Genomic DNA, 15,116 nt, shown 5'->3' with positions numbered 1-15,116 from the left:
TGGGCGTTGCTTTTCCTCCCTTTTTCCTTGTTTTCCTCATCCTCCGGCTTCCCCGTTGGCACTGCCCGGCTACCTATCCCCTTTCGAAAATGACACCCGCTTGGCCGGTAATCGGATAGTCGTTTCTGTTGGTTACGAGTTAACTCTAATTGATCAGCTGTAGATCCTGTTTTTAGTTAATTTCCATTAGTTTCTTCGGGGTTTTTGGTGGATTTCCAATGTTTTAACATGTAACTTAATGTTTCAATTGCTTTGATTGAAGACTGAATTTCAACTAAATACGGACGTTTATGCGATTTTTCTCACGAAATTTTTGTTTTTATTCACATCTATTGCGTTCGTGTGAAGTAATCGAGGCTCAGAAAGTTGATAAGTAACATAAAGTTACGTCTCAAACACATATCGATGCGCATATGTTGCCGGCCCTACATGGATCTGCCTCCGAGCCAGCCATTTGCCGAGAGTCACGAAAGGACGCTACCCATGAAATCTGCCCTGAAACTTTGTATTTTTGCCGTCGGGCTGGTGTTCGGCCAGGCCGTGCTGGCCCAAGCCTCGCCGGTGTCTTCCCAGCTCCTGGCGCAGCGCGTGGAGATGGTGGGCGGCAAGCCCGTGCTCAAGCCTGCCGGCGATGGCAAACCGGGGGATGTCCTTCAGTACAGCGCAACCTACCGCAATACCAGCGCCGCTGCCGCCGGCAAGCTTCTGGCAACCATTCCGGTGCCTCCGGGCACCACCTTTATCGCGGCAAGCGCCGAACCTGCACAGGCCCTGGCCTCAACGGATGGGACCGTCTTCGCACCCATGCCACTGACGCGCATGGTCAAGCAGGCCGACGGCAGCGTGCGCAAAGAGCCTGTTCCCCTGGCTGACTACCGAGCCTTGCGCTGGGAAACCGGCACGTTGGCCGCAGGCGCCAGCACCGTGGTCAGTCTGCGTGTGCGTATCGATTCACCTGCAGTCGCACTGGCTGCCAAACCGTGATGACGGCCAGCTTCCCTCGCAGCTGCGCCTCCCGCCATGCGGGTGGCGCATTTCGCCTTTCCGTTCCCCGTTAATTGTTTGTTGATTCACCGTTGTTAAGTAGCCAGGAGAAAAAGCCATGTATGCCAATCCTTCGAGTCCGCAGCCTTTAGGGTTGCAGCACTTCTTCACCCACTGGATTGTGGGATTGTTTGTCGCGCTTGCGCTGGCTCTGGCCGGTCTGGCGGCCCATGCCGCGCCGCCGCCCGCAGGCACGTCCATCAGCAACCAGGCCTCGGCCACGTATTCGGATGCATCCGGCATTACGCGCACGGTCACGTCGAACGTGGTGCAGACCACGGTGCAGCAGATTGCAAGCTTGACCCTGGCAGCCAACGGCGCGCAGAACGCGACCCCCGGCAGCGTGGTGTACTACCCGCACACCCTGACCAACACGGGTAACGGTACCGACACCTTCAACCTGACCACCAGCAACACCGGTGCGTTCTCGATGGCGAGCGTGCAGATCTTCGCCGACAACGGTAGCGGTTCCCCCACAGGTTCCGCCATCACCTCGACTGGCGCGCTGGCCGCAGGCGGCCTCTTCAAGTACATCGTGGTTGCCACCTTGCCGGGCACGGCTACGGCGGCACAGACCAACACCATCACGGTGACCGGTACCAGCGTATTTGACCCGACGAAAACCCAGTCGAACACCGACGTGACCACGGCCACCACCAACGCGGTCGTCACGCTGACCAAGTCGGCCAGCGTATCCAGCGGCTCCGCCGGCACGGCCATCACCTACACCCTGACCTACACGAACACCGGTAACAGCACGGCCACCGCCGTGGCGATCACCGACGTTCTGCCGGCGGGCCTGACCTATACCGCGGGCTCTGCACGCTGGAGCGTGACCGGCGCCACGGCGCTGAGCGACGGCGGCGCCTCCAGTGGTTCTGCACCCAACACCCTGACTTCGGGCTACACCCTGGGCACCAAGACCTTGCTGGTCACGCTCAACCAGGTGACGGCTGGCCAGTCGGGCACGATTAGTTTCGGCGTGACTGTGGCCGGTGGCACTGCCCCGGGCGTGCTCAACAACACCGCGACGACGTCTTACAACAACGGTGCCACCACGGTAACGGGCGGCTCCAACACGGTGCCGTTCACGGTGCTGCAGACCGGCGCCGTGACACTGACCGGCACTACGGTGCCCGGCCCGGCCGCGCCCGGCTCGACGGTTAGCTTCACCAACACGGTGACCAACACCGGCAACGGCTCCGACACCTTCAACATCACGCTGAGCGCAGGCAACTTCCCGGCAGGCACGACCTTCCAGCTGTTCAAGAGCGACGGTGTCACGCCGCTGGTCGACACCAACAGCGACGGCACGGTTGACACGGGCCCGCTGGCCCCCGCCGCCACCTACAACGTGATTCTCAAGGCTACGCTGCCACCGAACGCGAGCGGTGCCGGCCCCTTCATCATCGCCAAGACGGCCACCTCCGTGTTTGACCCGACCAAGACGGCCACCGCGAACGACCAGCTGACTGCCGTGACCGCTGCATCGGTTGATGCCACCAACAACCTGCCGACCGCTGTGGGCGTTCCCGGCGTGGGCGTATTCGCCAACGGTGAAGGCGCGGCGCAGGTCACCAACACGCTGAATCCCGGCGCCTCGACGGTATTCACCATCGTGGCCAACAACACCGGCCCTTCGCCGGACAGCTACAACCTGGGCGCCAGCACGGTGAACACTTTCGCCAGCGTGACGCTGCCGGCCGGCTGGACCGTCAGCTTCCGCGCCGACGGCGGCGTGGGCAACTGTTCGACCACCGGCGCGACCATCACCAACACCGGCTCCGTGGCCGCCGGCGGCAACGTCGTCGTCTGCGCGGTGGTGGGTGTGCCGGCCGGCTTTGCGGCGGGCACCACGCAGCTGTACTTCCGCACGCTGTCGCCTACGTCGAACGCCTCGGACACGTTGCATGACGCCGTGACCGTGAACGCAGTGCGCCTGGTCACCCTGACGCCTAATGGCGCCGGCCAGACCTACCCAGGCGGCTCCTACGTTTACAGCCACACCCTGACCAACTCCGGCAACGTGCTGGAAGGCAACGGCACGGTCAGTACCGTGACTCTGGCCAGTAGCAACAACCAGGCCGGCTGGACTTCCGCGCTGTACTACGATGCCAACGCCAACGGCGTGCTCGACGCGACCGACCCTCAGATCAGCAGCACCCTGCATGCCGCAGGTGTCCTGCCTGCGGGCCTGGCTCCCGGCGCATCGATTACCGTGTTCAACAAGGTCATCGCACCGAGTGGCGCGACCCCCGGCGCGGTCGATGCCACGACCATCACGGTCACGACCAGCAACGGCAGCTACGTGACGACGGTCCCTGCCGTGGCCACCGCTGTTGACAGCACGACCGTGATCGCCGGCAACCTGACCCTTTCCAAGGCGCAATCCCTGGACACGGCTTGCGCAGGCGCCAACGGCGGCACGGTCTACGCAGCGGCCACCCTGAGCGCCCGTCCCAACCAGTGCGTGCTGTACCAGATCACCGTGACCAACGTGGGATCCGCGAATGCAACCTCTGTTGTGGTGTCCGACGCGACGCCTAGCTACACCACCCTGAGCAGCGCTGCGGCAAGCACGGTAGGTACCGTGACCGGCCCCTCCGCAGGCGCAGCAGGCACCGTCACCGCGACGATCGGCACCCTGACCCCTGGTCAGTCGGCTGTCGTGACTTTCGGTGTACGTATCAACCCCTAACCCGGGACTGACCTCAAGCGCGGGAAGCGAAAGCTTCCCCGCTTTTCAAAGGGCACGGCCGCGTGCCCTTTGGAAAGCGACGCCCTGTCGAAAACCGAACAACAAGCCCATCAAACATGCTTCCTCGCCTGCTGCGCAAGCTGCTGATCTCCTGCATGTTGCTGCTCTTCTGGGCCGCAGCACAGGCAGCGCCGACCCCGGCGGGGACGGTGATCAGCAACACGGCGACGGCAACTTTTGTGGACGCGGCGACGGGCCTGACGGTTCACCTCAACTCCAACACCGTGAACACCACGGTGGCGACGCTTGAAGCGCTCACGCTGGCATCCAGCCAGAACCTGTTGATCGGCGTAGGCTCGTCATTCACGATCAACCATAACCTTGCCAACACCGGCAACAGCACGACGAACTACCTGATCACGGCCAGTGTTGCCGGAGGCAGCGCCTTCACACCACTCAATCTCCAGGTGGTGCTGGACGTCAATGGCAACGGTCTGGTGGATGCGGGTGAACCCGTGGTTCCTGCCGGAAGCCCCGTGATGGTTGCCGTTGGCGCCAATGCCGGATTGCTGATCACGGGCCAGATTCCGCCGGGCGCGACGCCTGGCCAGACGGCCCAGATTACCCTGAATGCGTTGAGCCAGGTCCAGGGGGCCAGCGCGACCAACACCGATACGCTCAATCTCACCAATGGTGCGGCAATCCAGGTCAGCTATTCAGCCTCGTCGGCCACCGCCACTCAGGGTGGTGCTCTCAGCTTTACCGCAAGGGCCATCAACAACGGAAACATGGCGGCCAGCCCGGCGAACGTACTTGTCAATGGCGCACCCGCGGCGCTCTTTATCCTGCGCGCCCCGGTGCCGGTCAACACGGCCTTTGTCTCGGCCCTGCCGTCTACCAGCCCCGGTGCCCAGACGCTTTACCACCTGCTGGGCGGCGCGACCAACAGCTATGTCACGGCGGTGCCCGGCGGTACCACGGTGGATGCCGTTGGCTGGGGCATTGCCGCGTTGCCCCAGGGCGGATTGTTCCAGGGAACATTCAATGTCAGCGTGAACGCCAACGCGTCCGGCAACGTGTCGGGCACGGCCTATGCGGACTGGACTGATGCCGCTGCACCGTTGACCACCACCAGCAATACGGTGGTGTTGCCGTTGCCGGCATACGCGGCAGACATCCTTTTCTACAGCAACGCTTCTTATGCCAACCGGACTGCCCTCGGTACGCCGGGCCATCCACTGTTTGTGCAGGCCAATGCCGCTGTGTGCAACGCTGACTCCACGACAGTAGGTACGGTGCCGATCACGCTGGTGAGCCGGCTTACGGGAGATTCGGAGACCTTTACGGCTGTGGAAACCGGCCCCAACACCGGCATCTTCCGCATCATGCCGAATGTTCCCACAGCCAATGCGGCGACCCACATCGTGGCTTCCGGCGACGGCATACTGGAAGTGCTGCGAAACGACACGGTGACGGCCACGATTTCCTCCTGCGGCGGCATCACCGTCTCGGCGACGACCACGCTGCTGGTGGATCCTTCCGGCATCGTGTTCAATTCATCCACCAACCAGCCTGTTGGCGGCGCCACGGTAGCGCTGATCGACGTCACCGGTGCCGGCAATGGCGGGGTTCCCGGCGGTCCAGCCGTCGTGTTCCAGATAGATGGCGTAACGCCGGCTCCCAGCGTTGTCGTGACAGCTGCCGACGGGTTTTACGAATTTCCGCTGGTGGCCAACAGCACATACCGGCTGGTAATCACCCAACCGGCGGGCTTCACCTTTCCGTCGCTGCTCCCTGCCGGGGTACAGCCTGCGGGTCGGCTGATCGATACACCGGGTTCTTACGGTGGCAATTTCGTCGTGGCGGGTGCGCCTGTGCATTTCGACGTACCCCTGGATCCTGGTGCGAATGCGGGTGGCCTGTTTATCCAGAAAACAGCCAACAAGAAGACGGCAGAAATTGGGGACTTTGTTGACTACTCGATCAAGTTCAACAACGTCAGCGCAGGAGCGCTCCCCGGTGTTGTGGTAAGCGACAGCCTGCCTGCCGGCTTTGCCTATGTGCGCGGCACGGCACGGCTCAACGGCGCGCCCCTTGCAGACCCTTCAGGCGGTGCGGGTCCCAGCCTTCAGTTTGCGGTGGGCGCAATCGCCTCCGGCTCACAGCCGACACTGACCTACCGCGTGCGCGTTGGCGTGGGCAGCCAGGGCGGCGACGGTATCAATACGGCGCAGGCTGCCAGCGGTGCGGTGCGGTCCAACCGGTCCAGCGTTCGCGTCCAGGTTGTCGGTGGTGTGTTTTCCAACAAGGCCTATGTGATCGGCAAGGTGTTTGCCGATTGCAGCCGTAATGGTGTGCAGGATGCTGGCGAACCGGGTATTCCGGGTGTCCGTATCTATCTGGAAGATGGCACTTACGCGGTGACGGACGAAGAGGGTAAATACAGCTTCTACGGTTTGGAGCCACGCACCCACGTAGCCAAGGTTGACAGCATCACATTGCCTGCAGGTGCTTCGCTCCAGGTACTCAACAATCGAAATGCCCTTGATGCGGCCAGCCGCTTTGTGGACCTGACCAATGGCGAGCTCCACAAGGCCGACTTTGCCATCGCCGAATGCACGGCCGCAATTCAGGAGCAGATCGCTCTGCGCCGCAAGGCGGCAGGCAATTCTTCGGAGATCGTCCAGGCCGCAGGCCTGTTGCTGCAGGCCAACCGCGGCGCAGCGACGGTGGACAGCCGGACGCTTCCCTCCAGTGGCGCGATCGGCTTGCCTGGGGCACTGCAAAACAATGCGCCTGCAGGTTCTGCGACACCGGCGCCGGGCACATTGGGGGCCGTAAGCGATCCGGGCGGGCCCTATGCGCCCAACGCTCAGGGGCTGCCCAAACCTATTTACACACCCCTGCAGGCCGTGTCAGAGCTGACACAGTCTTCCACGGTTTCCGCTGCCGAATCGCCACAGGCAGTCGTTCCACTGGAGGACCTCCTGCCGGAGCTCAATGGTGAAACCGGTTTTGTCGGGCTGGTCGACGGGCAGGTGTTGCCTTCAGCCCAGACCCGCGTCCGGGTGAAAGGCCCGCTGGGCGCCACGTTTGAGGTCACCCTCAATGGGCAACTGGTACCCGCCACACAGGTAGGCAAGAAAAGCAGCCTCGAGAAGAACCGCGTGGTCGCCTGGGAATACATCGGTGTTGACCTCCGGCCCGGCCGCAACACGCTGGGCGTGCGCGCTGTTGACGGTTTTGGCAATGCGCGTGGAACCGCGCAGGTCACGGTTCTGGCTCCGGGAACTTTGGCAAGAATCGAAATCGATGCGCCGAAGCAGCTGATTGCTGACGGCGCGACTGCCGTGCCGGTCACCATCTCCCTGCGCGATGCGCAAGGGCTTCCAGTGGCAGTGCGCACCCAGGTGACACTGCAGGCCAGCCTTGGCCAGTGGCAGACTCCCGACCTGGATGCACGCCAGCCTGGCACGCAGGTCTTTGTTGAAGGTGGCGAAGGCCGTTTTCTGCTGTTGCCGCCAGCCCAACCCGGAAAGGCGGAGCTTGGTGTTGCCAGCGGCGCCGTCAAGTCTGTGGCGGCCATCGAGTTCATGCCCAACCTGCGGCCCATGATTGCGGCCGGTATTGTGGAGGGTACCCTCAATCTGCGCAGCCTCAACCCTTCCGCATTGCAGCCCGCACAAAGCGGCGATGTTTTTGAACGGCAGATCCGGAGCACGTCGCGCAGCTTCGCTGGTGGCAAGGGCGAAGCGGCTGCGCGGACCGCGCTGTTCCTCAAAGGCAAGGTGCTCGGTTCTTCCCTGCTGACGCTGGCCTACGATTCCGACAAGCCTTCCGATACGGCGCTGTTCCGCGATATCCAGCCCAACCAGTTTTACCCGGTGTATGGCGACTCGTCGGCGCGTGGCTTTGACGCCCAGTCCACCGGCAAGCTTTACGTGATGCTGCAAAACGGCACCAACTACGCATTGCTGGGCGACTATTCAACCCAGAGCGATAACGCCGCACGTCAGCTCACGCAATACTCGCGTGCCCTGAACGGTGTCAAGGGCCGTTACCAGGAAGGCGCAGTGACCGTGGAAGGTTTTGCAAGCCGTACGGCGACGACACAGCTGGTACAGGAATTCCGCGCCAATGGCACTTCCGGACCGTTCCGGCTCAACATCAACGGTGTGGTCAACAGCCAGCAAGTCGACATCCTCACGCGAAGCCGCAGCCAGGCGTCGGTCATCATCAATGACACTCCGCTGGCGCAGTTCACCGACTACGAAATCGAACCTTTCAGCGGTCAGCTCCTGCTCAAGACTCCGGTTCCGAGCGTGGACACCGACCTGAATCCGATCTTTGTGCGGGTCAGCTATTCGGTGGACTCGGGCGGCCCCAAGCACACGGTCGCCGGCGCCGATGCGCGCCTGGAAGTCCTTCCGGGTGTATCGCTCGGCGCGACGGCGGTGCAGGACACCGACCCTGCCAATCGCCAGAACCTCAGCGGACTGAACGTGACGGCGAAGCTGGGCGAAAAGACCGTGGCCACCGGCGAAATCGCCCGCAGCAGTACAGACCTGCAGGGCAACGGCTCTGGCCAGCGCGTGGAAGTCCGCCATGACGATCAGGCGCTGCAGGCGCGCGTCTGGGGTGCGCGCACCAGTGCGGGTTTTTACAACCCCAACAGCGTGCAGTCGGCCGGCCAGTCTGAATACGGCGCAAAAATTGGTTACGCCGTGGATGACAAGAACAGGCTTGTCGCTGAAGCGCTGCGCACTGCCAACAGCGTGACAGGCGCGGCACAAACCGGTGCGGAGCTGAAGCTCGAACACAGCCTGCCGGGCAACGTGAAGGTGGAGGTTGGCGTGCGCTACAGCAGCGCCAATACCGCCGCTGCGCTTTCCGGTCCGGCCTTGCCTGGCAGTACCGTTCCGGTGACGCCTTCCGCGACGGCGCTGGCTTCAGGCTCGTCCGAAGAGGCGGGCTACACCACAGCGCGGGTCAAGGTCACGGTGCCGGTGCCGAACGTACCCCAGGCCGACGTTTATGGCCTGGCCGAATACGCCATCGACGGCAGCGGCGGGCGGGAGGTCGGCATCGGCGGCAACTATGCCATCAATTCAACAACCCGCCTGTACGCGCGCCACGACTTCATCAACAGCCTCAAGAGCATTTACACGCTCAATGCGTCGACTTCGCAATACACCACCGTTGCCGGTCTCAATACGGAGCTGTCGGACAGCACACAGCTGTTCAATGAATACCGTATGGGCGACAGCATCAACGGCCGCAGCAGCGAGGCTGCGGTCGGGCTGCGCAGGCTCTGGCGCCTGGACAACGGCGTCGGCCTGACAGCCAGCTTGCAGCGCATCAAACCGTTGTCGGGCGTGACCATCGACGACTCCAGCGCCGTCACCATCGGAGCCGACTACACGGCCGCGGCCACCTGGAAAGCGTCCGGCCAGGTGCAGTGGCAGACATCTTCCACCTCCAGCAGCTGGCTGGTCACCGGTGCATTGGCCAACAAGCTGGACGACAGCTGGACCCTGCTCAACCGCGGCCTCTACAGCGAGCAGACCAACCTCGGCGCCACGGGCGGCAAGCGTGAATTGATTACAGCCCAGTCCGGCGTGGCCTATCGCCCGGTGAGCACTGACGTGTGGAATGCGCTGGGCCGTATCGAATACAAAAAGGATTCGGACAGCACCTTGGGTCCGGGTGTCAGCCGCGATGAATCCGGGCTGATTCTTTCCACCCACCTCAATATCCAGCCCAGCCGCAGCTGGGTGACGAGCGCACGCTATGCCGCCAAATGGGGCCGCGACAAGTCCAACGGCATCAGCAGCCGCTCCTTTACGCAGTTGATCGGCGGCCGCTCCACCTGGGACCTTACCGAGCGCTGGGACGTCAGCCTGCAGGCCTACCGCATGTGGGGTAACGGTGCTGCGGAGACCGCGGTAGGCGTGGAAGTCGGCTACCTGGCCTGGAAAAACATGTGGGTGTCACTGGGCTACAACATCAAGGGCTTCCGGGCCGCTGACCTGGCGGGCGAGGCCTACACCCAGCGTGGTGTCTACCTGCGTGTACGCTTCAAGTTTGACGAGAATGTGTTTGAACCGGCTGGCGCGGCCACTGCCTCACCTTCCAACACGGCGGGCCCCAAATCATGATGTTCTTTCAGCGTCCAGGCCCCTCCTTCCATGCGTTTCGCCTGCGCCCGCAATCCCGCAGGGCAGGTCGCATGGCATGGGCCGCTGTCATCATGTTGGTGGCAGCGCCGTGGGCGATGGCTCAGACGACCTTCAATTACACCGGCGCCCTGCAGACCTACACCGTTCCTGCGGGGGCGGGCGGCGTGATCATTCAGGCTAACGGCGCGGGTGGTGGCAGCGGCGGCAATGACTTGAGCGGTGACGGCGGCGCTGGCGGCGCGGGTGCGCGAGCCACGGGCACGTATTACATCGCCCCGGGCACCGTGCTCAACGTGGCCGTCGGACAGGGTGGCCGGCCCGGCAACACATCGCAAGGTGCTTTTACCTGCGCCAACGCGGCGGGCGCGGGCGGCCTTGCGGGCGGTGCTCCGGGCTGGGCCGGCGGCTCCGGTGGCCAGGCCGGCTGCAGCGGCTGGTCCGGCGGCGGTGCCGGCGGCGGTGCCGCCAGCGTGGTGGCCACGGCCGCCAATGCCCGGCTGATCGTCGCCGGCGGCGGTGGCGGCGGGCAGGGCGGCGCGCTCAACATCGCGGGCCGCCCCGGGCTGGCCGCGACGACGACGATAGGCACCTTGCCGGGCGCAGCGGGTAGCGCCGGCGCGACACGCGTCGGCGACGGCTCGGGCGGCGGCGGCGGCGGCGCCGGTTGCGCGGCCGGTGTGGGCGGCGCGGAACTGGTGGACAGCAGCGCCACCAACACCACCGCTCAGGCCACGGGCGGCGGATCTTGCCGCGACGCGGTGTCGGTGTCGGCTTTCAGCGTGACCGCGTCGCTGGGTGGCGCGGGCGGCGCGACCGTCCCCGGCAACACGTCGCCGGGCACCGGCAATCCCGGTGGCGACGGCTCCGTGACCATCACGCCCATCTACCCCACGCTGACTGTCACCAAGTCGCAGCCCAGCCCTGCGTTGCAGGTGGGCATCAACAGTGTCTACACCCTTACCGTGGCAACCACCACCACCACGCCGGCCTTTGTGGCGCGGGTGGTGGATCAGCTTCCCGTCAACATGACCTACGTCAGCAGCAGCGGCACCGGCTGGACCTGCTCGACCGCGGCCAATGCCGGCGGCACGCTGGTGACCTGCAATTTCGTTGGCACCATCGCCGCGAGCGGCGGCACCTCGGTGTTGCAGATCACGGCAAAACCCACCAGCAACATCACGGTCACCAACTACACCGCGGTGGATCCGGCCGGTGGCACCAGCCCGCCGACACCCACCACCTGCACCGCCGCCAACACGCCGAGCGCCGGCTGCGCTGCGCCCGTGGTCAGTGCAGTGGCCCTGGGTTTCGGCGGCAACGTTTACAGCGACTCCAACCACAACAGCAACCTGGACGCGGGCGAGGCCGGCATAGGCGGAGCCAGCGCGCTGTGGGTCAAGCTGGTGCCGCGCACCGGCAGCGTGTGCAACGGCCCGGCCACGGTGGCGGCTTCGGTCAGCCTGACTACCGGCGCCTACAGCTTCACCAACATACAGCAAGGTAACTATTGCCTGATCGTGGACGGCAACAACACGCTGAGCGACATCACGGTCGCTTATCCGGCCGGTTTTATCGGTACGCAGAACCCGACCGGCGTGATTCAGTTCAGCATCGTGGGCGCGCCGCCCCCACCGCAGAATTTCGGCCTGTACAACGGCAGCACGCTGAGCGGCAACGTGTTTGCCGACAACGGCGCGGGCGGCGGCACCGCCAACAACGGCGTGAAGGCCGGGACGGAGCCCGGCCTGGCCGGCATCACCGTCAATGCCATGCAGGGCGCGACGACGGTGGACACCGAACCCACGGCCAGTGACGGCAGCTTCATTCTGTGGATTCCCGGTGCCACCAGCGGCACCGTGGTCATCACGCCTGTGCTGCCGGCTGGCTACACCGCCACCGGCGGTTCGGCCGGCACCACGGGTGGCAGCTACACCCGACCCAGCGTCAGCTACACCGCCGGGTCCGGGCTGGCCCGAACCGGCATCAACTTCGGCATGGTGGCGCCCAACATCCTGAGCCCCAACGGCGCGCAGACTGCCCAGCCCGGCACGGTCGTGTTTTACGCCCACACTTACACCGCCGGCACCGGCGGGCAAGTCACCTTCTCGATGGCCAACATCGCCACGCCGGCCAGCCCTGCGTGGAGCCAGGTGCTGTACCAGGACAGCAACTGCAATGCGGCGCTGGAGGCGAGTGAGCCGCAGGTCACCACCTTCATCACCGTCACGGCGGGGCAAACCGTCTGCCTCATCGTCAAGCAGTTCGTACCCGCAGGCGCCGGCCAGGGCGCGCAGAACAGCGTGACCCTGAGCGCCGCCTTCAGCTATACCAACGCCAGCCCGGCGCTCAGCGTCAGCACCCTGCTTGCCACCGACATCACCACCGTCGGCCAGGCAGGCGACCTCCTGCTGGCCAAGCTGGTGAGCAACGTCACCCAGGCCATTGCCTCCGCCACCAGCGTGAACGCCAACCCCGGCGACACGCTGCAGTACACGCTGACGGCCACCAACAACGGCACGCAGGCGCTGTCCACGCTGTTTGTGAGCGACTCGACCCCGGCGTTCACCGGCTTCGTCTCAACCGCCTGCCCGGGCGTGCTGCCGCCGGGTATCACGGGCTGCGTTGTGACCACGCAGCCAGCCGTAAACGCGCAGGGTGCATTGAAGTGGACTTTTACCGGCTCGCTGGCTTCCGGGGCCCAGCTCATCGTCACTTACCGGGTCAAGGTCGACCAGTAGCTTGTCCGTTGATAGCGCCGGAAGCCGTACGTGCGGATTCTTGGCGTTTTGTGCTCTCGGCCAATAGGAATGAGCGCGAGCAGCTATCAAATTGATAGTGAATGGTTGCATTGGACTCTCTGCGGTTGTGTGTCGCCCCGTCCTCTGGAGCGCCCGTCTCGTCAGCCCATCTTGCCCAGCATGAAAGCCTCAAGTTCCGCGATGGGAAGCGCCTTGCAAAACAGGTGGCCCTGGTAGCAACCGCAGCCATAGCGCACCAGAAATTCGCGCTGGGCTTCTGTCTCCACGCCTTCAGCCATGACGCCCAAGCCCAGGCTTTGTGCCAGGCCGATGATGGTGCGGGCGATGGCCGCGTCATTGGGATCCGTCAACACGTCCTTCACAAAGCTGCGGTCAATTTTCAGCTGGTCAAGCGGCAAGTGCTTCAGGTAGGAGAGGGCCGAGTAACCCATGCCGAAATCATCAATCGACAGGGTGACGCCAGCTTTTTTGAGAATGCCCATCTTGGCAATCGTGACCTCGATATTCGACGCCAGCAGGCTTTCGGTCAATTCCAGCTTCAGCCTGTGGGCACTGATGCCCGCCTCGTCGATGGCTGCCATCACCATCTCTACAAAATCGGGGTGCCGAAATTGGCGCACGCTGACGTTGATGGCAACGTTGAGGTTGGCGGTTTCCGGCCGTATGGCCCAGGCGGCCAGTTGCGCGCAGGCCGTTTCCAGCACCCATTTACCCAGGGGCAAGATGAGGCCGCTTTCTTCCGCCTGAGAGATGAATTCGTCAGGAAAGACCAGCCCGCGCTGCGGGTGTCGCCAACGGACCAGGGCTTCTACGCCCACCATGTATCCTTCGTTTCCCACCTGCGGCTGGTAGTGCAGTAGAAACTCCTGGTTGCGCATGCCCTGGCGCAGTTCCACATTGATGGCGGCGTTGGCGCTTGCCGCCGCTTGCATCTGCGGGTCAAAAAAGCACAGGGTATTGCGGCTCGCGGCCTTGGCGCCGTACATCGCCAGGTCGGCCTGCTTGAGGAGGTCGCCGACGCTTTCCTGCTGCTGGCTGAAGAGGGTGATGCCGATGCTGCAGGTGGCGTGGTGCTCGTGGCCCATCAGGTCATAGGGCTCGCTGAGCGCCGCCAGGATTTTCTCGCCGACCACGCGAGTCCGCAGAATGGCTGCCTCGGGGTTCTCTCCCTGATCTCCCAGCAAGACCACGAATTCATCGCCCCCAAGCCTCGCCACCGTGTCGTTATGCCTGACGCATGCCGTCAGGCGTGAAGCCACTTTCTGGAGCAGAAGGTCGCCCTTGGAATGGCCCAGCGTGTCATTGAGTACCTTGAAATGATCGAGGTCGATAAACATCAATGCGCCGATCCGTGAATGATCGATGCCATCGCTCAGCGAACTCTGGAGCCTGTCCATCAACAACTGCCGGTTGGGCAATTGCGTCAGGGCGTCATAGAACGCGAGGTGCTCAATCTCGTCTTTGGCCGCCTTGCGTTCCGTGATGTCGCGAAAGTACACGGCAAGCCCTTCTTCGAAGGGATAGGCGCGCAACTCCAGCCACTTGCCGAGTTCTACGTAGAACTCTTCAAATTCAACAGGCTGGCCGCTCACCAGCGCGAGCCGTACCTCCCGGCGCAAGCGCCCGCCGCGATTTGCATGGACTGCCTGCCAGAGCGTGTGGCCCAGCAAGTCCCTGCTTTTGCGGCGCAGCAGGCGTTCGCTTTCGGGGTTCACGTAAGTAAAGCGGCCTTCCATGTCCAGCGTGGCAAAGGCATCCGTGATGCTGGCCAGTGTGGTGCTGAGTCGCATGGTCAGGCGCAGGGCATCCTGCTCGGCCTTTTTCTTGTCTGTGAGGTCGTGCAGAATCCCCTGGATGCGCACCACCTGGCCCGATGCGTCTCGCAGCGCTTCACCGAGGGAGCGCATCCACAGTACCCGGCCGCCAGCGGCAATCACCTGGGCTTCTGCGTCGAAAGGCGTGCCGTCGTTCATGCAGGCTTCGAAAACACCGGCCATCAGGACGCGGGATTCGGGTGCGTAGAAAGCGAGCGCGTCTTCGAACGAAGGCGCTGCCGCGGGGGCAATACCAAGCAGGGTTGCCAGCTGGGCGGTCCATGTGAAGTGGCGAGCCGGCAAATCCACCGCCCATGCGCCGGCCTTCGCGGCCCGTTCCAGCAAGCCCAGCATTTGCGTTGCCGCGTCTTCGTGGGTGTAGCCCGGCTGTTTTGGCACCAGAGAAAGAAGTTTGTCCATGGGTTAGCCGGCCTGTCGCGCAGCTGACGTAAGCAGCGTCTCGATCTGGCTCAGTCTGTCGGTAATGGCGCGGTTGTTGTCTGCGAGAAAGCTGATAAGTGCCATTGGGTTCCGTAGTTGCGCCAGCTGCCTTGCGGGACAAGTCAGCTCAGTCATCACAACAGCCTGGTGTGCCCACGCCTGACATCCGTTAGCGCTCGCT

At 63.6% G+C, this 15,116-nt stretch carries 5 protein-coding genes; 4 read left to right on the top strand and 1 reads right to left on the bottom strand.

The window, feature by feature from the left end; all coding sequences use genetic code 11:
* Positions 1-483 precede the first annotated feature (483 nt).
* The 4 genes from AC1D11_RS16120 to AC1D11_RS16105 all read left to right on the top strand — a co-directional run bounded on the left by AC1D11_RS16120 (position 484) and on the right by AC1D11_RS16105 (position 12,659).
* Entirely contained in the window at positions 484-984 is a 501-nt protein-coding gene (locus AC1D11_RS16120) for a hypothetical protein (protein ID WP_477646678.1), read from the top strand.
* 118 nt (positions 985-1,102) lie between these two features.
* Positions 1,103-3,742 (top strand): beta strand repeat-containing protein, encoded by a 2,640-nt coding sequence (locus tag AC1D11_RS16115; RefSeq protein ID WP_477646677.1) that lies wholly within the window; start codon positions 1,103-1,105, stop codon positions 3,740-3,742.
* A gap of 116 nt (positions 3,743-3,858) precedes the next feature.
* Positions 3,859-9,900 (top strand): SdrD B-like domain-containing protein, encoded by a 6,042-nt coding sequence (locus AC1D11_RS16110; RefSeq protein WP_477646676.1) that lies wholly within the window; start codon positions 3,859-3,861, stop codon positions 9,898-9,900.
* A 71-nt stretch (positions 9,901-9,971) separates the two neighbouring features.
* The gene (locus tag AC1D11_RS16105) at positions 9,972-12,659 is read left to right on the top strand and encodes a hypothetical protein (RefSeq protein ID WP_477646675.1); all 2,688 of its coding nucleotides are present in this window, start codon (positions 9,972-9,974) and stop codon (positions 12,657-12,659) included.
* A gap of 161 nt (positions 12,660-12,820) precedes the next feature.
* Here AC1D11_RS16105 and AC1D11_RS16100 read toward each other — a convergent pair whose 3' ends face one another.
* The gene (locus AC1D11_RS16100) at positions 12,821-14,914 is read right to left on the bottom strand and encodes a putative bifunctional diguanylate cyclase/phosphodiesterase (RefSeq protein ID WP_477646674.1); all 2,094 of its coding nucleotides are present in this window, start codon (positions 14,912-14,914) and stop codon (positions 12,821-12,823) included.
* Positions 14,915-15,116 lie beyond the last annotated feature (202 nt).

The organism is Polaromonas sp. P1_E11, from assembly GCF_056405995.1.
Note: the sequence above shows the minus strand (reverse complement) of the source record. Positions and strands in the feature narration are given on the sequence as shown.

Coding starts and splice junctions, on each gene's coding strand:
- AC1D11_RS16115 (WP_477646677.1), top strand. CDS start 1,103: ATGTATGCCAATCCTTCGAGTCCGCAGCCTTTAGGGTTGCAGCACTTC.
- AC1D11_RS16110 (WP_477646676.1), top strand. CDS start 3,859: ATGCTTCCTCGCCTGCTGCGCAAGCTGCTGATCTCCTGCATGTTGCTG.
- AC1D11_RS16100 (WP_477646674.1), bottom strand. CDS start 14,914: ATGGACAAACTTCTTTCTCTGGTGCCAAAACAGCCGGGCTACACCCAC.
- AC1D11_RS16105 (WP_477646675.1), top strand. CDS start 9,972: ATGGCATGGGCCGCTGTCATCATGTTGGTGGCAGCGCCGTGGGCGATG.
- AC1D11_RS16120 (WP_477646678.1), top strand. CDS start 484: ATGAAATCTGCCCTGAAACTTTGTATTTTTGCCGTCGGGCTGGTGTTC.